The following is a 16,543-nucleotide window of genomic DNA, read 5'->3' on the forward strand; positions in this document are numbered from 1 at the left end:
GCTTCGCCGTATCACGCGCCACCCCGAAAGGAAACACCTCGGTGCCCCCGTTTCCCGCGCGAGTTCGTCCCCATAGCCGTGACCTCCGATGCGGGTGGACAAGGTGAGCCGACACCGGGTCCGAGCCGCCCGGACCAAGCAGAACGCCGGTCGTGGTCGCAGTATCCGGGCCTCCCTCATCGCCCTCGCGGTGGTGCCCGCGGCCGGCATGGCCCTGCTGTGGGCCAGCGGCTCGGCTCTGCAGCTCGACCAGTGGCACAAGGCGTCGAACGAGGGGGACGCGGCCAAGACCACCTACGCCCTGATCCCCGCCGTCGGCGCGTTCCAGGAGGAACGACTGCTGACGATCCGCCAACTGTCCTCGTCGGGCGGTGACGACGCGCTGGAGGCTCAGCGGGGCCGGACCGACGCCGTCCTCGCCGTCTTCCGCAAGGCGGACGCCGCCTCGGCCGGCCAGGGATCGGCGCAGTACCGGGCCCAGTTGGCCGTCGTGCGCAAGCAGCTCACCGCGCTGACCGCCGAACGGACCGCCGTCGACAAGGGGAAGAGCACCCGGCAGCACGCCTACGAGGTCTACTCCGACGTCGTGGCCTCCGCGCTGAACCTCTTCGGGACGCTCGACGTGGACAACGGCGACGCCGCCACCGCGGCCGAGGGCGCCCACGCCCTGGCGTTCATGCGCGGGACGGAGTCGCTCTCGCAGGAGGGGGCGATCCTCGACGGCGCCGTCGCCACCGGACGGTTGACCGTCCCGGAACGCACGGACCTGGCGGCCGCGGCCGCCGTACGGAGCTCCGTCCTCTCCAACGAAGTGGGTCCGTACCTGCCCACCGACCTGCGGGCGGCGCTGGACAAGGCCATGCGCGGACAGGACTGGGCCGCCATGGCGGCCGCCGAGAAGGCACTGAACGAGGCGGCCGTGGCGAAGGGCGGCACCATCGACGTCCCGCGTGCCGTCACCGAACGGGCAGCCGCACCCGGGCGGGTGTCCGGCGCGGTGCAGGCCGTGCAGAACCGGTATCTGCCCACCGTCACCCAGAACGCCACGGACCGGACCGACGAGCTGCTCGCCAGGGTGCTCGGGGGCAGCGCCCTCGCCCTGGTCGCGGTCGTCGCGGTGGGCCTCATGTCCTGGCGCATCACACGGTCGCTCATCGGCCGCATGACCGGCCTGCGCGCCGAGACGCTGGAGCTGGCCCAGGACCGGCTGCCCGAGCTGATCACCCGCCTGCGCTCCGAGGGCAGCCGGGCCGACATCGACGAGCTGCCGGAACTCGACTACGGCACCGACGAGTTGGGCAAGGTCGCGGAGGCCTTCAACAGCGCCCAGCGGACCGCGGTGAGCGTCGCGCTGGAGCAGGCCTCGCTGCGCGAGGGCGCCCGGCTGGTGTTCCACAACATGTCGCGGCGCATCCAGATCCTGGTGCACCGCCAGCTCACGGTCATCGACGGCATGGAGCGCAAGGAGCAGAATCCGCAGCTCCTGGCCGACCTCTACCGCGTCGACCACCTCGCCACGCGCATGCGGCGCAACGCCGAGAGCCTGACCGTGCTGTCCGGCGCACCGCCGCGGCGCCGCTGGAAGCAGGCGGTCCCGCTGGCGGACGTGCTGCGCAGCGCGGTCTCCGAGATCGAGGGCTACGCCCGGGTCGTGGTCGAGCCGATGCCGCCGATCGCGGTGGCAGCGCCGGCGGTCGGCGACGTGATCCACCTGATGGCCGAACTGATCGAGAACGGCGTCACGTTCTCCCCGCCGCACACCGAAGTGCGGGTCAAGGCCCTGCCGGTGGCGCAGGGGTACGCCGTAGAGGTGGAGGACCGAGGTCTGGGCCTGTCCGCGGAGGAGTACGAGGCGGCGAACGAACTGCTGCACGACCCCAAGGACTTCAGCTTCACCGCGCTGGGCCAGGACCCCCGCCTGGGCCTGTTCACCGTCGGCCACCTCGCACACCGGCACGGCGTCACGGCCGGCCTCCAGGCCTCGTCGTACGGCGGGACCCTGGCCGTCGTCGTGCTCCCGCACACGCTCACCGAGCCGGTCACCGAGACGATGGAGCCGCTCGACCCCCGGGCGGAACGCCATCTGGCCTCGGTCACCGACCCGTCGGACGGCGTGGGCGCGCCGACCGGCGGACTGCCGAGGCGCACCCGCACGGCGGGGCGCCCCCAGACCGGTGCCACGGACTGGGGAGCCGCCCCCACTCCGTCGCCCGTCCACGAATCCGCCGGCACGGCCGACATTCCCGCTCCCGCCGGGCCGTCCGTCCGCCCTGCCGAGTCCCGGCCCGGCGACCGCGCCACCGCCGCCCGCCGCGTCCGTGATGCCGTACCCGCGCCCGGCGGCTTCGCCACCGCGCAGCCGGTTCGCGAGGACATACCCACGCTCGGCGGCCTCGCCGCCACGCCGTCCGTTTCCGACGGAGTGTTCACGGCCGGTGGCCGGCCCTCCGCCCCGTCGCCGCTCCGTGAGTCCGCACATCCGCATCCGGCCGAGCTGTCCGGCAACCCCGGTGCCGGCCGCAGCGGCCGCCTCCCGCGCCGGGTGCGGCAGGCCAGTCTCGCGCCGCAGCTGAGGGAGCGGCCCCGGGACCCCGACGGCGCCTCGGAGGCCGCCCGCCCGGCGCCGGAGCGCAGGCCCGAGCAGGCGCGCTCGATGCTCGCCGCCCTGCGGGACGGCACCCGCCGGGCCCGGGCCCAGGAAGAAGTCCCCGCACCCGTCTGGCCCTCGGCCCCCACCGAGCGGCGTCCGCTGCCCACCCGTACCCGCCCGACAAGGAACACCCCATGACAGCGACCAACACCACGCACGGCGGACTGGCCTGGCTCCTGGACAGCCTGATCGAACGGATCCCCGAGACCCTGCACGCCATCGTCCTGTCGGAGGACGGCCTGCTCGTCGGCAGCTCCGCGGACCTCGAACGGGCCGACGCCGAGCAGCTCGCGGCCATCGCCTCCGGTGTGCACTCGCTGGCGCAGGGCACCAGCCGGCACTTCGGCGGGGGCCGGGTGCAGCAGACGGTCATCGAGATGGACGACCTCTTCCTCTTCGTCACCACCGCGGGCGGCGGTGCCCGGCTCGCCGTGCTCGCCACCTCCGCGGTGGACGTGGGCAACGTCGGCTACGAGATGACCATGCTCGTCCGCCAGGTCGGCCAGTTCCTCAGCGCCGCCCCGCGGTTCCCCGAGTACGACGGCGCGGCCTTCGTGGGTGAGCATGAATGAGGCACTGGTCGGAGGAAGACCCTTGGGCGGAAGACGACCCCGGTCCGCTCGTCCGCCCGTACACCGTCACGCGCGGCCGGACCTCGTCCGCCCGCCCCGGCCTCGAACTGATCTCGCTGATCAGCACCGTCCGGCCACCGACCCGGGACCAGCGGCTGCAACCGGAACAGAACCGGCTGCTCGCGCTGTGCCGCACCCCGACGGCACTGGTGGAGGTCGCCGCCCGGCTCGACCTGCCCGTCGCGGTCGTCCGGGTCCTCCTCGACGACCTGCTGGACCATCAGCTCGTCTCCGTCTCCCAGCCCTCCGCGGTCGGTTCCACCGACGCCCGTTTCATCCAGGCAGTGATCGATGGCATACGCAGAATCTGACCCCGGCCGCACCGCGCTCGCACCCGACGCGGCGACGGCCAAGATCCTCGTCGCAGGCGGCTTCGGGGCCGGCAAGACCACCCTGGTCGGCGCGATCAGCGAGACGGAGCCGCTGCGCACCGAGGAGCTGATCACCGAGGCCAGCGTCGGCATCGACGACCTGGCGGGCGTGGAGCGGAAGACGACGACCACGGTCGCCATGGACTTCGGCCGGATCACCCTCAGCCCGGCGCTGATCGTCTATCTCTTCGGCGCCCCCGGCCAGGACCGCTTCTGGTTCATGTGGGACGACCTCTCCCGCGGCGCGCTCGGCGCGGTCGTGCTCGCGGACACCCGGCGGCTGGAGAGCTGCTTCCCGTCCGTCGACTTCTTCGAGCACCGCGGGATCCCCTTCGCGATCGGCGTCAACTGCTTCGACGGCCGGTGCGAGGAGGACGAGGAGGAGATCCGCGCGGCGCTCGACCTCAGTCCCGACGTACCCCTGGTGCTGTGCGACGCCCGCGACCGGGAGTCGGTGAAGTCGGTGCTGCTGGCCCTGCTCGAACACGTCATGCGGGGCCTGGCGGTCGAGGCTTCGGCGACCTGGTGAGGACAGCGCGTGGAACGGCTCAGGACACCATCGTCCTGAGCCGTTCCACGTCGGCCAGCCGCCGGGCCGTGGTGGGGGCCAGCGGGCGGATCTGGAGGGTGGTCACTCCGGCGGCGCGGAAGGCCGCGATCCGTTCGGCGACGTAGGAGGCGGGCCCGATGAGGGAGATCGCCCGCAGCAGGTCGACGGGCACGGCGGCCGCGGCCTCCTCCTTCCGGCCGGACAGATACAGGTCCTGGATGGTGGCCGCGGCGGACTCGTAGCCGTAACGGCAGGCGAGGTCGTTGTAGAAGTTGTGGCCTCGCGCTCCCATCCCGCCGATGTACAGGGCGAGTTGTGGCCGGGCGAGGTCGATCAGGTCGTCGACGTCCTCGCCGATGGCCAGGGGTGGCGAGACCACGATGTCGAGGGTGCCGAGGGCCGGGTCCCGCCGGGCCGAGCCCTCGGCCAGCGCCTCGCCCCACACCTCGGCCGCCCGCTCCGGATGGAAGAACATCGGCATCCAGCCCTCGGCGATCTCGGCGGCCAGCGCCACGTTCTTCGGCCCGATGGCGGCCAGGACGATCGGGATACGTTCGCGCACCGGGTGGTTGATGAGCCGCAGCGGCCGGCCAAGTCCCGTGCCCTGCCCGGGCGGCAGCGGGATCTGGTAGTGCCGGCCCTCGTGCACGACCTTCTCCCGGCGCCAGACCGACCGGCAGATCTCCACGATCTCGCGGGTCCGGGCCAGGGGAGCGGTGTACGGCTGCCCGTGGAAGCCCTCGATCACCTGCGGCCCGGAGGCGCCGATGCCCAGGGTGAACCGGCCGTCGGAGACATGGTCCAGGCCGGCGGCCGTCATCGCGGTGAGGGTGGGTGTGCGGGTGTAGATCTGGAGGATTCCGGAGGCGATCTCCAGCCGTTCGGTGCGTGCGGCGATGAAGCCGAGCTGGCTGATCGCGTCGAAGGAGTACGCCTCGGGCACGAAGACGATGTCCAGCCCGGCCTTCTCGTAGTCGCCGAGCTCGTCGACGGCCTCCTTGAAGCCGCCGCTGTAGCTCAAGGGCATACCGATGCGCATCCTGACCCCACCCTTCCGTCCACGATAGCCTCAATAAAGTACACTCTATTCGCCGCGAGTTCGATGACGTCTCGTATTACTTGAGTTAAGCAAGTGAAATGCTATGATTGCCTCATGCGCGACGTCCTCATCGTGGCGGGCGACACCGGCGAAACCGATCTTCTGACCACGACACTCCAGCTGGCCGGCTACAACGTGGCCGACACGGCGGGCACCGGCGTGGAGGGGATCGTCCGGATCCGGCGGCGCCGGTTCGACCTCGTGGTCTGGGACGCCACGCTCCCCGACCTGAAGGACGTGGCGCGGGGTCCGCGACTCGCCTCGGACGAGCTGCCGCCGGTGCTCTTCCTGATCACCTGCGACTACCTGCACACCCTCCTCCCCGGACTCGGCAAGCGGAACGACGACTACGTCACCAAGCCCTTCCGGACCACCGAGGTGCTGGCCCGGGCCGAGGTCCTGCTGCGCGGGCGGTCGTCCAAGGGCGGCGCAGGGACGGCCGGTTACGGCGACCTGGTCCTCGACGACGCCACCTGCCAGGCCCGGCGCGGTGGCCGGCCGCTCGGCCTCACTCCCGCCGAGTACCGGCTGCTGCGGCACCTGCTCGCCAACGCGGAGTGCGTGGTGTCGAAGGAGCAGATCAGCCGGCACGTCTGGGGCGACTTCCGGGCGAGCGACGCCATCGAGAAGCTCGTCTCACGGCTGCGGCAGAAGGTGAACCGGGACGGGGCCGCGCTGATCCACACCAGCCGCGGGTTCGGCTACTGGCTCGGGCACGCCCGCGGCTGAGCCGCCCCGATTCGTGGTGTGACGCCCGTCACGTCCGGGAATTGTCGGGAGGCCGTCCGTGAAGCGTCAGCCCTCCTCGCTTACCTGAGCGCCATGCACTGACCGCCCGTTTCCGGCCGCCACGCGTCCGGAGCTCGGCAGCGAGGAGACACCATGGCCGGCACGTTGCGCCCCGCGGACCAGTTCCACGTGGGCATCGTCGCGGAGGACTTCGAAGCGACCAAGGAACAGCTCTCCAAGCTGTTCGGGTTCGAGTGGTGCGCGGACATGGGCGGGGCCACCGAGGTCACCCTGCCCGACGGCGACACCGTCATCGACTTCCAGTGCGCCTACGCGCGCTCGTCGAGCACGGCGCTCCGCCTGGAGATCGTCCGGAAGGTGCCCGGAACGCTGTGGGAACCGACCCCCGGCTCCGGCATCCACCACTTCGGCTACTGGTCCGACGACGTCGCGGCCGACGTCGCCGAACTCGAAAGCCACGGCTATGTGACCGAGGCGTACCGCAAGGGGCCCGACGGCGGGATGTTCTTCGCCTTCCTGCGCAGCGGCGACACGACGGGCTTCCGGGTCGAGCTGGTCAGCCGGGCCGCCCAGCCCTCCCTGGAGCGCGTCTGGGCCGCCGAGTAGCCCTGGCCCGCCCGAATTCAAGGAACACGCATCACCAAGGAGCGACGTATGACGACCGTAGGGATAGTGACCGGCGCGGGCCGCGGGATGGGGGAGGCGTGCGCGCGGCGCCTCGCCGACACGGTGGACGTGCTGCTGCTCGTCGACCTGGACGCCGAGGCCGCCGCGAAGGTCGCCAAGGACCTCAACGAGGCCCGACCGCGGGCCACCGCCGAGCCGTTCGGGCTCGACGTCACCGACCGCGAGGGACTGGCCCGGCTCGCCGCACGCGTCGCCGAAGCCGGCACGCTGCGCGCCGTCGCCCACGCGGCCGGCATCTCGCCCACCATGGCCGACTGGCGCCGCATCTTCCAGGTCGACCTCGTCGGCACCGCGCTGCTCGCCGAGGCCCTGCGCCCGCTCGCCACCGAGGGCACCGCGCACGTGTACTTCTCCTCCATGTCGCCGCTGCTCGCCAAGGTCGACCCCGATCCGGCCGTCGGCGAGATCCTGGACGAGCCGCTCCGGGAGGACTTCCTGGACCGGATCCGCGAGGCCGTCGGCCCGGACCTCGAACAGTCCACGCTCGCCTACCCGTGGGCCAAGCACGGCGTCGCCCGGTTCGCCCGCAAGGAGGCCGTGCGGCTCGGACCGGTCGGGGCCCGCGTGTGCTCGCTCGCGCCCGGCATCATCGACACCCCGCAGGGCCGCCAGGAGGCGGCCAAGCAGTCGTCCATGCAGCGGCTGATCCAGGCGACACCGCTGGGCCGGACCGGCCGCTCGGAGGAGGTCGCGGCCGTCGTCGCGTTCATGCTCTCCGACGAGGCGAGCTTCCTGAACGGCATCGACATCCTCGTCGACGGCGGTGTCTTCGCCGCCGTACGGGACAGGTGACCAAAAGAATCCGGACATGAACGAGGGCGGGCGAGTCGTACGACTCGCCCGCCCTCGTTCATGTCCCGGTCAGCGGAAAGCACCCGGCGGGGCCCCCGCGCCCGCCCCGACACTGAGGCCGTCTGGCCGCCGGCGACGTGCGGCCCAGCGTGGGAACAGTGACCAGGAGGTGTGCGGAGTGACGCATGAAGTGGTCGGCCGTGTCGAGGAGTTGGGCGCCGAACTGGCCGGGCTCGCCGACGAGAACGAGTCACTCGGCAAGCTGAGCGACCGGACCGTGGAACTGCTCCGTTCCGCGGGTGTCATACGGCTCCTGCAGCCCAAGGAGTACGGCGGATTCGCCGCCCACCCCCGCGACTTCGCGGAAGCCGTGATGGAGGTGGCGCGGCACGACGGTGCCGCCGGCTGGGTCTGCGGCGTGGTCGGCGTCCACCCGTGGGAGCTGGCCCAGATGGACCCGCGGCTCGCCCACGAGGTGTGGGACGCCGACCCGGACACCTGGATCGCCTCGCCCTACATGCCCAACGGCATCGCCGACCCGGTGGACGGCGGCTTCGTCCTCAGCGGACGCTGGCCCTTCTCCTCGGGCAGCGACCACTGTCAGTGGGACTTCCTCGGGGCGCTCGTCGGTGACGGCAAGGGCAGGCCCGCGGGCCCGATCCAGGTGATGCACGTGGTGCTGCCGCGGTCGGACTACGAGATCATCGACGGCACCTGGGACGTCGTCGGACTCTCCGGCACCGGCAGCAAGGACGTCGTCGTCGACAAGGCGTTCGTCCCCGAGTACCGCACCATCCGGCAGGAGGAGGTCCAGGCGGGGCCGCCGCGGAGGCCGCCGGGCTCGACACGCTCTACCGGCTGCCGTTCGCCTCGATGTTCCCGCTCGGGATCTCCGCGGCGGTCATCGGCATCTGCGAGGGCGCGCTCGCCCACCACCTCTCCCAGCAGAAGGACCGGGTCGCCGTGACCGGCATCCAGGTCCGCGACGACCCGTACGTGCTCTACGCCGCGGGCGAGGCCGCCGCCGAGATCGCCGCCTCCCGGGTCCAGCTCATCGACGGCATCAGCCGCATGTACGACAAGATCGAGGCCGGTCAGCCGGTGACCATGGAGGACCGGGCGACCGTACGACGCAACCAGGTCCGGTGTGCCTGGCGGGCCGTCGCCGCCCTGGACGAGATCTTCGCGCGGTCCGGCGGCAACGCCATCCGCAGGAGCAACCCCATCCAGCGGTACTGGCGGGACGCGCACGTCGGCCTCTCGCACATGATCCACGTGCCGGGCACGGCGTACCACGCGTACCCGCTGGCCCAGATGGGGCTCGACCTGCCCGAGTCGATGCGCGCCGTCATATGAGCGAGGGCGCGGTCCGGCACCAGGAGGTGGACGTGATCGACGGGCGCCGGTTCCGCGAGGTGCTGGGCAACTTCCCCACCAGCGTTGTCGCCGTGACCACCACGGACGCCGAGGAGCGGCCGCACGGGATGGTCGTCGGGACGTTCACCTCCGTGTCCCTCGATCCGCCCCTGGTGTCCTTCCTGGCCGACCGTTCCTCCACCACCCTGCGCACGATCAGGGCGGCCGGCCGATTCTGCGCCAACGCCCTCGCGGGCGACCAGGAGCGGCTGTCCCGGCGGATGGCCTCGGGCCCCGCCGGCGAACGGTTCGAGGGCATGACCTGGGAGGCCTCGCCCCTGGGCAGTCCCGTCCTCGACGGGGTCGTCGCCTGGGTCGACTGCGCGGTGGAGCAGGTCGTCGAGATCGGGGATCACCTGTTGGTCGTCGGGCGGGTCCACGACCTGCGCGTCGAGTCGTTGAAGACCCCGCTGCTGTTCTTCCGGGGTGGATACGGCGACTACCTGTCGAGCGCCGCTCAGCTGCTCGACAGGCTCGTTGGCTGGGACGAGATAGGCCGGTAGGAACCGGTCGGCACACTTAGGGAGCCGCAGTGAGAAACGACCTCTACATAAGACTTTCGCGCATCTCCGCATGGTGCGGAGTCGTCCTGATGGTGGGCTTCATCGTCGCCTTCAGCGCGGGCCACCTGCTCACCCCGGTGGACCCGGACATGAGCCCCGCGGACCTCGTCACGTTCCTGCACGACCACCGCACCGGGATCCTGTGGTGCACCGTGATCATGGTGCTGGCCGTGCCCTTCGAGTACCCGTACGTCGTCGTGACGAGCCTTCAGATGAAGCGCGTCGAGGGCGGCTGGGGACTCCTGTCCATGATCCAGCTGACCACGGGCGTCGTCGCCCCGCTGGGCTTCTTCTTCCCCCTGGCGATCCTCTCCGCCGCCGCGTACCGGCCGGAGATCCACTCGCCGGACGTCCTGTCCGCGCTGACCGACACCTTCAACCTCATGCTGGTGGGCAACGCGTGCATCTTCGTCCTCCAGGTCTGGTCGATCGGCTACACGGCCTTCATCGACCACCGGGAGAAGCAGGTGTTCCCCAAGTGGTACGGCTGGCTGAGCATCGTGCTGGGCGTGCTGCTCATCCCGGGCGCCTTCGTCTTCGTCGTGCACAGCGGTCCGTTCGCCTGGAACGGCCTGCTCGCGAACGTCATCCCCTCGTTCACCTACTTCGTGTGGAAGGTCGCCACTCCCTATGTGCTCCTCAAGGCGATCAAGCAGGAGGAGCAGGAGCTCGCCGCGAAGACGGAGGCCGCGCCGGCGACCGTGTAGCCGGGTGTAACCCCGTGGCCGTGCCCCGAGTCGGACTCGTGGGGCACGGCCGCTCCGCTTCCCGGTCACAGACGGCAGCTGATCTCCATCCCGTCCTCGACGGGGAAGTTGACACTGCGATAGCCGCCCGCCGGATCCCTTACGTACTCCAGGTACGGCCGCATGCTCGCGAAGGTCACGTCGTCGGCCACGACGAGGGTGCCCGGCGCCAGGCGCGGTTCCAGCAGCCGCAGCACCGGCAGGCACAGGTCCTTCCAGCCGTCGAGGAGCACGAGGTCGGCCGGCGCGTCGAGAGCGCTGAGGCTGTCCCGGGCGTCCCCCTCCAGCACGGTGATCAGGTCGTCCAGGCCGGTCTCGGCGAAGGTGCGGTGCGCGGCGGCGATCTTCTCCTTGCTGAGCTCGGTGGTGACGACCCGTCCGGTGCCGTTGTCCCGGACCGCGGCCGCCAGATACAGCGTGGAGATGCCGTACGACATCCCGAACTCGACGACCGTGGCCGGCCGGACGGCCCGGACCAGGTTGTAGAGGAGGTCTCCGCCCGCCGCCGAGATCGGCATGTAGATCCCCGCGGCGGCGTCCGCGTGCTCCTGCGGGGACATCGACGCCGAGCCGGGTCCCCAGTCGACCCGGTCCGCGACGGCGTCGTCCTGCTCGGCCTGCGCGAACATCCGGCGCAGGGCGGTCTCGACCCGGGGGTCGGCCAGCGTGTGTGTATGCGTCATACGCGCTAGAGTAGACGCAACGTTGCGTCAGCTCTAGAGGATCACGGAGGCGGCGACATGACACCCGCTGCGGTACGGCGTCACCACGGCAACCGGCACGGCCGCAGCGAAGAGGCCCGGCTGGCCGTTCTGGAGGCCGCCGACGACCTGCTCGTCGAGAAGGGCTTCGCCGGCGTCACCATGGAGGGCATCGCCGCGCGCGCCGGGGTGGCCAAGCAGACGATCTACCGGTGGTGGAGCACCAAGACCGAGGTGCTGATGGACACCTTCCTCCAGGACGCCGTCGAGGACCTGACCGCGCCCGACACCGGTGACCTCGCCGCCGACCTGCGCGCCTACCTGCGCCGGCTCGCCCTGTTCATCGGCGAGTCCGATCCCGGTGCCGTCTTCCGGGCGCTGCTCGCGCACGCCCAGCACGACGCGGCGTTCGCCGAGGAGTTCCGCTCCCGCTGTCTGGCCCCGCAGCGCGAGCGCGACCGGCTGCTGCTCCAACGGGCCGTGGCCGACGGCCGGTTGCCCGCCGGGCTCGACCTCGACATCGAGACGGACCAGCTGGTCGGCCCGCTCTACTACCGCGTCCTGGTGTCGTCCGGGCCGGTCGACGAGGGGTTCACCGACACCCTCGTCGACGCCTTCCTGCGTCGCCACGGCGGCTGAGCCTTCCGGCCTCCGGCCCTAGACCGACAGTGCGAACCCGCCCGTCACCCGCAGGGTCTCCCCGGTCACGAACGACGCCCTCGACGAGACCAGGTACAACAGGGCCTCGACGATGTCCTGTTCGGTGCCCTCCTGTCGCAGGATCTGTTCTCCGAGGACGCGTTCGGCCTCTGCCTCGGACAGCTGGGCGCGCACGGTGTCGGTGAAGATCAGGCCCGGCGCGATCGCGTTGACGCGGATGCCGTGGGCGGCGAACTCCCGTGCGAAGGACACGGTCAGGCCGCGCACGGCGAGCTTGGAGACGCCGTAGATGCTCCGGTTCGCGTAGGCCGCGGAGGAGGAGATGTTGACGATGGAGGCGCCGGCCCGGCCCTTCATGGCCTCCTGGGCCGCGAGCGAGCAGATCACGACACCCATGACGTTGACGTCGAGCACCCGCCGCACGTTGGCCAGGCCCAGCTCGGTGAACGGCCTGTTGTAGGCGGCGTGCAGACCGGCGTTGTTGACCAGGACGTCGAGTCCGCCATGGCGATCGGTGATCCCGCCCATCACGGCGCCGACCTGGTCCTCGTCGGCCACGTCGCAGGCGACCCCGGTCGCGCTCCCGCCCTCGGCGTTGATCTCCGCGGCCGCTTCCGCCGCGGCCCCGCCGTCGATGTCGGCGAGCACGACATGCGCGCCCAGCGATGACAGCGCCTCGCCGAACGCCTTGCCGAATCCCCGGCCGCCACCCGTGATGAGGGCGACCTTGCCCCGGTGCTCCGCGCTGTCCATCACAGCCTCCTTGTCCGCCACGGGAACCTCACTTGGGGCCGAACCGCTGGCCCGCGTCCAGACGCAGGCACTGGCCGTTCAGCATCGGGTTGTCCACGACGGCCAGGGCGAGCTTGGCGTACTCCTCGGGGCGGCCCAGGCGCCGGGGGAACGCGGCGTCCTTCACCAACGCGGCCCGCACGTCGGCGGGGATCTTCTCGGTGGCACCCGTCTCGAACAGGCTCGGCGCGATGGCCACGACGCGGATGCCGAGCGAGCCGAGGTCGCGGGCCATGGTGAGGCTCATGCCGGCGATCGCCGCCTTGGCCGCCGAGTAGGCGACCTGGCCGATCTGCCCCTCGAAGGCGGCGATCGAGGAGGTGTTGACGATGACACCGCGCTCGCCGTCGGGCTCCTCGGGCTCGTTGCGGCTCATGTGCGCGGCGGCGAGACGGCTGATGTTGAAGGTCGAGACGGCGTTGAGGTCGAGCACCCGGCGGAAGGTCTCCAGATCGTGCGGCCCGTCCTTGCCGAGCGTGCGCCGCACACTGCCCCCGCCCGCCGTGGTGACCGACACGTGCAGCCCGCCGAGGGCCTCCACGGCCTCGGCCAGCGCGCTCTCCGTCGCCTCGAACTCCATCACGTCCACGGGGTGGAAGCTCCCGCCGAACGCGGCCGCCACCTCGGCGCCCGCCGACGCCGGACGGTCGAGTACGGCGACCTCGGCGCCGCGGGCCGCGAGCAGCTCGGCGGTGGCCCGGCCCATGCCCGAGGCGCCGCCGAACACCACGGCCTTCTTGCCCTTGATCTCCATCGGGAACCCTTCGGATCGTTCGCTCAGGACGGATCGTTCGCGGTTGTCGGGCCCGGGCACCGCCAGGCCGACTCGGTCACTGCCGGGGCGGTTCCGGCGCTCCCACGACGGCTCCGGCACACACGTCGGACCGTGTGCTGGAACCCCGTCGAGCGCGCGAGCCCCTTCGCGCGCTCAGGCGGAGGCCGTCGGCCGCTGCAGCAAGTCGCACAGCCGGTCGCGGTGCACGGCCGCGTCGCCGTACAGCACGCTGTCGGCGCGGGCGCGGCGCAGGTGGAGGTGGAGGTCGTGCTCCCAGGTGAAGCCGATGCCGCCGTGCAACTGGAGCGCGCGGGCGGCGACTTCGGGGGCCCCGGCCGCGACGTACGAGGCCGCGGCGCAGGCGGCCCGGTCGGCGTCGTCCGCGTCCGCGTCGATGGCCATCGCCGCGTGGGCGGTGGCGGCGCGGGCGCCGTGCACCAGCAGCGCCATGTCGGCGCAGGCATGCTTGACGGCCTGGAAGGTGCCGATCGGCCGCCCGAACTGCACACGGGACGTGGTGTGTTCGACGGTGAGCTCCAGCATGCGCTCCATCACCCCGAGCGCGTCGGCGCACCGCAACAACGAGGCCTCGTCGAGCCACCGCTGGATCTCCTCGGGCCCGCCGGTGAGCCGGTGGGTGAGCGGGACGCGTACACCCGCGAACCGGACCTCGTGGAACGACCGGGTCAGATCCAGGACCCGCTGCCGACGGACGGTGACACCGGGGGCCGTCCGGTCGACCAGGAACGACGCCGGGACCCCGTTGTGGAGTGCGGTGACGAGCAGCAGGCGGGCGCCGCCCGCGTCCTGCACCGCGGTCTTCACCCCGTCGAGGACGACCGTGTCCCCGTCGGTCCGGGCGGTGGCCCGGATGCCGTCGAGGGACCACGGGGCGCGCGGTTCGGCGAAGGCCCAGGTGGCCCACTCCGATCCGGCGGCCAGCGCGGGCAGCACCTCGGCCCGCAGCTCGGGCGATCCGGCGGCGGCGAGCGCGCGGCCGACGACCCCGGTGGGCGCGAACGGGCCCCGCCCGAGCGCCCGCCCGATCTCCTCGGCGACCAGCGCCAGTTCCACCAGACCCTGTCCCGCGCCGCCGTACTCCTCGGGCAGACCCAGACCGGGCCAGCCGAGGTCGGCCGTCAGCCGCCACACCTCGGGATCGACGTCCTCGTCGCGATCCGCCCAGGCCCGTACATGCTCGATCGGGGCGCGGTCCGACAGCAGGTCGCGCGAGGCCTCGCGCAACATGTCCTGCTCCTCGCTGAGCTCGAAGTTCACCCAAGCAAGGTATCCTCTTTTGCCTCCCCGGTCGAGATGCTGGTGCGATGTTGCAGCCCATCTACCGGCCGCTCCTTCATTTAAGTACTCTGAATTACATGGTTGATGCCGTTCTTCTCTCCGCGTGCCGCACCGCGATCGGAACCGCCCGGCGGGGAACCCTGCGGGACACCGACGCCTTCGAACTCGCCACCGTCGTTGTCCGGGAGGCCGCGCAGCGCTGCGGGCTGCCGCCCGGGACGATCGACGACGTCGTCCTCGGCGAATCCCTCGCCGGGGGCGGCGACATCGCCCGGTACGCGGCGCTGGAGGCGGGCCTGACACACGTCCCCGGCCTGGCGCACAACCGGCACTGCGCCTCCGGACTCGCGAGCGTGGCGACCGCCGCCGCGAGCGTGCGGGCCGGGATGGACCGGGCGGTGATCGCGGGCGGCACGCACTCGTCGTCGACCGCGCCGGTGGGCCGACGGCGGATCCCGGGCACCGACGACTGGCTCGACCCCTGGATGGCGCCGACGCATGTCTCCACGCCCGAGGCCCCGAACAACGACATGGGGATCCTCGTCGGCTGGAACACCGCCCGGCTGGCCGGCCTCACCCGCGAGGAGATGGACGCCTGGGCGCTGCGCTCGCACGAGCGGGCCGTACGGGCCATCGACGACGGCCGGTTCGCCGACGAGATCGTGCCGGTCAAGGTCACCGGCCGGGACGGAGCGAGCTCGGTCTTCGACACCGACGAGCATCCGCGCCGAGGCACCAGCCTGGAGAAGCTGGCCGCGCTGAAGGTGCTGCACCCCGAGATCGAGGGCTTCTCCATCACGGCCGGCAACTCCAGCGGCGTCAACGACGGGGCGGCCGCGGTCGTCGTCGCCGGTTCCGACCTGGCCGCCGAGCACGGACTCACCCCGATCGCGACCGTCCGGTCCTGGGCGAGCGTGGGCGTCGACCCCGTGGAGACGGGGTTCGCGCCGATCGCCGCGATCCGCAAGGCCCTGGACCGCGCCGGCCTCGGCATCGAGGACGTCGACCTGTTCGAGGTCAACGAGGCCTTCGCCGCGGTCGCCGTCGCCACCACCCGGGAACTGGGCCTCGACCCCGAGCGGGTCAATCCCTTCGGCAGCGGCTGCAGCCTCGGCCACCCGATCGCGACCACGGGCACCCGCATGGTCGTGACCCTGGCGCACGAACTCCGTCGCCGGGGTGGCGGGACCGCGGTCGCGGCTATGTGCGCGGGTGGGGGCATGGGGTCGGCGATGGTCCTGACGGTGTGAACGGTATTGACCAAGGCGGGAGTTGAGGGTCAGGGCGCGAGCTTCGCGCCCTGACCGCTGCCCCGCCCGCTCGTGCGGCCCGGACCGCTCAGGCCGCCGTCGCCTCCCCGAGATGGCGGCGCAGCAGCTCCGGCCCGGCCAGTGCCGCGTCGCCTGCCCAGGCGATCCGGCCGCGCCGCAGGACCAGGCAGTGGTCGGCGAAGTCGAGCGCCCGGCTCGCGAACTGCTCGATCACGATGACGGCGACGCCCGCGGACCTGGCCCGGCGCAGGCTCTCGAAGACCACGTCGACCATCTTCGGCGCCACGCCCAAGGGCAGCTCGTCGGCGACCACCAGCCGGGGATCGACCATCAACGCCCGGGCCAGGGACAGCATCTGCTGCTCGCCGCCCGACAGCGTCCCCGCCGCCTGCCGTCCGCGCCGGTCGCAGGCGGTGGCCATCCGCAGGTTCTCCAGGACGGTCAGCGTGGGGAACACCCCGCGGCCTTCCGGGAGATGGACCGGCCCGGCCCGGCGGATCGAGTCGGGCGGGCGCCCTGTCAGATCCCGGCCGTCGAGCGCGAAGGACCCGGCGGCGGTCGGCACCAGCCCCGAAAGGGCCCTGGCCGGCGTGCTCTTGCCGGCCCCGTTGGGACCCAGTACGGCGAGCGCGCTGTTGCGCGGCGCCTCGAAGCTCACGTCCAGCAGCGCCTGGGCCGTCCCGTAGCGGACGGTCGGATCGCGGACGGTGAGCAGGGGAGGGGCGATGACGGTCATGCGGACGGTCCTTTCCTCGCCGTGGCCTGCGCCCGGGTAGGCCGTACGTACGG

General features: G+C 71.9%; 19 protein-coding genes. 13 read left to right on the top strand and 6 right to left on the bottom strand.

What is annotated here, in order from left to right; all coding sequences use genetic code 11:
- Positions 1–103 precede the first annotated feature (103 nt).
- The 4 genes from ACQEWB_RS44790 to ACQEWB_RS44805 are packed head-to-tail and all read left to right on the top strand — an operon-like array spanning position 104 to position 4,182.
- Positions 104–2,788 carry a nitrate- and nitrite sensing domain-containing protein gene (locus ACQEWB_RS44790; protein ID WP_432841794.1) on the top strand — a complete coding sequence of 895 codons (2,685 nt, stop codon included), beginning with the start codon at positions 104–106 and terminating at the stop codon, positions 2,786–2,788.
- The gene (locus ACQEWB_RS44795) at positions 2,785–3,222 is read left to right on the top strand and encodes a roadblock/LC7 domain-containing protein (protein ID WP_432841796.1); all 438 of its coding nucleotides are present in this window, start codon (positions 2,785–2,787) and stop codon (positions 3,220–3,222) included. The genes ACQEWB_RS44790 and ACQEWB_RS44795 overlap by 4 nt, the downstream gene beginning before the upstream one ends.
- A complete protein-coding gene (locus tag ACQEWB_RS44800; protein WP_432841798.1) occupies positions 3,219–3,593 on the top strand; it encodes a DUF742 domain-containing protein in 375 nt (124 codons plus the stop codon). Before ACQEWB_RS44795 ends, ACQEWB_RS44800 begins: the two co-directional genes overlap by 4 nt.
- Positions 3,574–4,182 carry a GTP-binding protein gene (locus ACQEWB_RS44805; protein ID WP_432841800.1) on the top strand — a complete coding sequence of 203 codons (609 nt, stop codon included), beginning with the start codon at positions 3,574–3,576 and terminating at the stop codon, positions 4,180–4,182. The genes ACQEWB_RS44800 and ACQEWB_RS44805 overlap by 20 nt, the downstream gene beginning before the upstream one ends.
- 19 nt (positions 4,183–4,201) lie before the next feature.
- Here ACQEWB_RS44805 and ACQEWB_RS44810 read toward each other — a convergent pair whose 3' ends face one another.
- The gene (locus ACQEWB_RS44810) at positions 4,202–5,242 is read right to left on the bottom strand and encodes an LLM class F420-dependent oxidoreductase (RefSeq protein WP_432841802.1); all 1,041 of its coding nucleotides are present in this window, start codon (positions 5,240–5,242) and stop codon (positions 4,202–4,204) included.
- A 114-nt stretch (positions 5,243–5,356) separates the two neighbouring features.
- Here ACQEWB_RS44810 and ACQEWB_RS44815 point away from each other — a divergent pair, with 114 nt between their 5' ends.
- The 7 genes from ACQEWB_RS44815 (at position 5,357) to ACQEWB_RS44845 (ending at position 10,217) form a co-directional block, all read left to right on the top strand.
- A complete protein-coding gene (locus ACQEWB_RS44815) occupies positions 5,357–6,031 on the top strand; it encodes a response regulator transcription factor (protein WP_432841804.1) in 675 nt (224 codons plus the stop codon).
- A gap of 153 nt (positions 6,032–6,184) precedes the next feature.
- The gene (locus tag ACQEWB_RS44820; protein ID WP_432841806.1) at positions 6,185–6,658 is read left to right on the top strand and encodes a VOC family protein; all 474 of its coding nucleotides are present in this window, start codon (positions 6,185–6,187) and stop codon (positions 6,656–6,658) included.
- Positions 6,659–6,706: 48 nt separating this feature from the next.
- Complete coding sequence (locus ACQEWB_RS44825) at positions 6,707–7,531, top strand: SDR family oxidoreductase (RefSeq protein WP_432841808.1); 825 nt, start codon at positions 6,707–6,709, stop codon at positions 7,529–7,531.
- Positions 7,532–7,709: 178 nt separating this feature from the next.
- A complete protein-coding gene (locus ACQEWB_RS44830) occupies positions 7,710–8,498 on the top strand; it encodes a hypothetical protein (protein WP_432841810.1) in 789 nt (262 codons plus the stop codon).
- Positions 8,405–8,887 (top strand): hypothetical protein, encoded by a 483-nt coding sequence (locus tag ACQEWB_RS44835; protein ID WP_432841812.1) that lies wholly within the window; start codon positions 8,405–8,407, stop codon positions 8,885–8,887. Before ACQEWB_RS44830 ends, ACQEWB_RS44835 begins: the two co-directional genes overlap by 94 nt.
- 32 nt (positions 8,888–8,919) lie before the next feature.
- Positions 8,920–9,450, top strand: a complete 531-nt coding sequence (locus ACQEWB_RS44840; RefSeq protein WP_432841814.1) for a flavin reductase family protein — start codon at positions 8,920–8,922, stop codon at positions 9,448–9,450.
- A 29-nt stretch (positions 9,451–9,479) separates the two neighbouring features.
- On the top strand, positions 9,480–10,217 hold the full coding sequence (locus ACQEWB_RS44845; protein ID WP_432841816.1) for a hypothetical protein: 738 nt from the start codon (positions 9,480–9,482) through the stop codon (positions 10,215–10,217).
- Between the two features lie 65 nt (positions 10,218–10,282).
- On the opposite strand, the gene ACQEWB_RS44850 is transcribed toward ACQEWB_RS44845, so the two are convergent.
- Positions 10,283–10,939: an O-methyltransferase gene (locus ACQEWB_RS44850; RefSeq protein ID WP_432841818.1), complete on the bottom strand. Its 657-nt coding sequence runs from the start codon at positions 10,937–10,939 to the stop codon at positions 10,283–10,285.
- 57 nt (positions 10,940–10,996) lie between these two features.
- Here ACQEWB_RS44850 and ACQEWB_RS44855 point away from each other — a divergent pair, with 57 nt between their 5' ends.
- Entirely contained in the window at positions 10,997–11,596 is a 600-nt protein-coding gene (locus ACQEWB_RS44855; RefSeq protein WP_432841820.1) for a TetR/AcrR family transcriptional regulator, read from the top strand.
- Positions 11,597–11,614: 18 nt separating this feature from the next.
- Here ACQEWB_RS44855 and ACQEWB_RS44860 read toward each other — a convergent pair whose 3' ends face one another.
- The 3 genes from ACQEWB_RS44860 to ACQEWB_RS44870 all read right to left on the bottom strand — a co-directional run bounded on the left by ACQEWB_RS44860 (position 11,615) and on the right by ACQEWB_RS44870 (position 14,462).
- Entirely contained in the window at positions 11,615–12,370 is a 756-nt protein-coding gene (locus tag ACQEWB_RS44860; protein WP_432841822.1) for an SDR family NAD(P)-dependent oxidoreductase, read from the bottom strand.
- A gap of 28 nt (positions 12,371–12,398) precedes the next feature.
- Complete coding sequence (locus ACQEWB_RS44865) at positions 12,399–13,163, bottom strand: SDR family NAD(P)-dependent oxidoreductase (RefSeq protein ID WP_432841824.1); 765 nt, start codon at positions 13,161–13,163, stop codon at positions 12,399–12,401.
- Between the two features lie 174 nt (positions 13,164–13,337).
- Positions 13,338–14,462 carry an acyl-CoA dehydrogenase family protein gene (locus tag ACQEWB_RS44870; RefSeq protein WP_432841826.1) on the bottom strand — a complete coding sequence of 375 codons (1,125 nt, stop codon included), beginning with the start codon at positions 14,460–14,462 and terminating at the stop codon, positions 13,338–13,340.
- A 98-nt stretch (positions 14,463–14,560) separates the two neighbouring features.
- Between ACQEWB_RS44870 and ACQEWB_RS44875 the strand changes: the two genes are divergently transcribed.
- Positions 14,561–15,733: a thiolase family protein gene (locus ACQEWB_RS44875; RefSeq protein WP_432841828.1), complete on the top strand. Its 1,173-nt coding sequence runs from the start codon at positions 14,561–14,563 to the stop codon at positions 15,731–15,733.
- An 88-nt stretch (positions 15,734–15,821) separates the two neighbouring features.
- Here ACQEWB_RS44875 and ACQEWB_RS44880 read toward each other — a convergent pair whose 3' ends face one another.
- On the bottom strand, positions 15,822–16,490 hold the full coding sequence (locus ACQEWB_RS44880; RefSeq protein WP_432841830.1) for an ABC transporter ATP-binding protein: 669 nt from the start codon (positions 16,488–16,490) through the stop codon (positions 15,822–15,824).
- Between the last annotated feature and the right edge of the window lie 53 nt (positions 16,491–16,543).

Source organism: Streptomyces sp. CA-249302, assembly GCF_050936785.1.
Classification (GTDB): Bacteria; Actinomycetota; Actinomycetes; order Streptomycetales; family Streptomycetaceae; genus Streptomyces.

What these genes read in the sequence shown, in the direction of transcription:
- ACQEWB_RS44805 (WP_432841800.1), top strand. Translation starts at nt 3,574, where the DNA reads ATGGCATACGCAGAATCTGACCCCGGCCGCACCGCGCTCGCACCCGAC.
- ACQEWB_RS44825 (WP_432841808.1), top strand. Translation starts at nt 6,707, where the DNA reads ATGACGACCGTAGGGATAGTGACCGGCGCGGGCCGCGGGATGGGGGAG.
- ACQEWB_RS44860 (WP_432841822.1), bottom strand. Translation starts at nt 12,370, where the DNA reads ATGGACAGCGCGGAGCACCGGGGCAAGGTCGCCCTCATCACGGGTGGC.
- ACQEWB_RS44800 (WP_432841798.1), top strand. Translation starts at nt 3,219, where the DNA reads ATGAGGCACTGGTCGGAGGAAGACCCTTGGGCGGAAGACGACCCCGGT.
- ACQEWB_RS44850 (WP_432841818.1), bottom strand. Translation starts at nt 10,939, where the DNA reads ATGACGCATACACACACGCTGGCCGACCCCCGGGTCGAGACCGCCCTG.
- ACQEWB_RS44815 (WP_432841804.1), top strand. Translation starts at nt 5,357, where the DNA reads ATGCGCGACGTCCTCATCGTGGCGGGCGACACCGGCGAAACCGATCTT.
- ACQEWB_RS44875 (WP_432841828.1), top strand. Translation starts at nt 14,561, where the DNA reads ATGGTTGATGCCGTTCTTCTCTCCGCGTGCCGCACCGCGATCGGAACC.
- ACQEWB_RS44880 (WP_432841830.1), bottom strand. Translation starts at nt 16,490, where the DNA reads ATGACCGTCATCGCCCCTCCCCTGCTCACCGTCCGCGATCCGACCGTC.
- ACQEWB_RS44835 (WP_432841812.1), top strand. Translation starts at nt 8,405, where the DNA reads ATGTTCCCGCTCGGGATCTCCGCGGCGGTCATCGGCATCTGCGAGGGC.
- ACQEWB_RS44795 (WP_432841796.1), top strand. Translation starts at nt 2,785, where the DNA reads ATGACAGCGACCAACACCACGCACGGCGGACTGGCCTGGCTCCTGGAC.
- ACQEWB_RS44810 (WP_432841802.1), bottom strand. Translation starts at nt 5,242, where the DNA reads ATGCGCATCGGTATGCCCTTGAGCTACAGCGGCGGCTTCAAGGAGGCC.
- ACQEWB_RS44865 (WP_432841824.1), bottom strand. Translation starts at nt 13,163, where the DNA reads ATGGAGATCAAGGGCAAGAAGGCCGTGGTGTTCGGCGGCGCCTCGGGC.
- ACQEWB_RS44820 (WP_432841806.1), top strand. Translation starts at nt 6,185, where the DNA reads ATGGCCGGCACGTTGCGCCCCGCGGACCAGTTCCACGTGGGCATCGTC.
- ACQEWB_RS44855 (WP_432841820.1), top strand. Translation starts at nt 10,997, where the DNA reads ATGACACCCGCTGCGGTACGGCGTCACCACGGCAACCGGCACGGCCGC.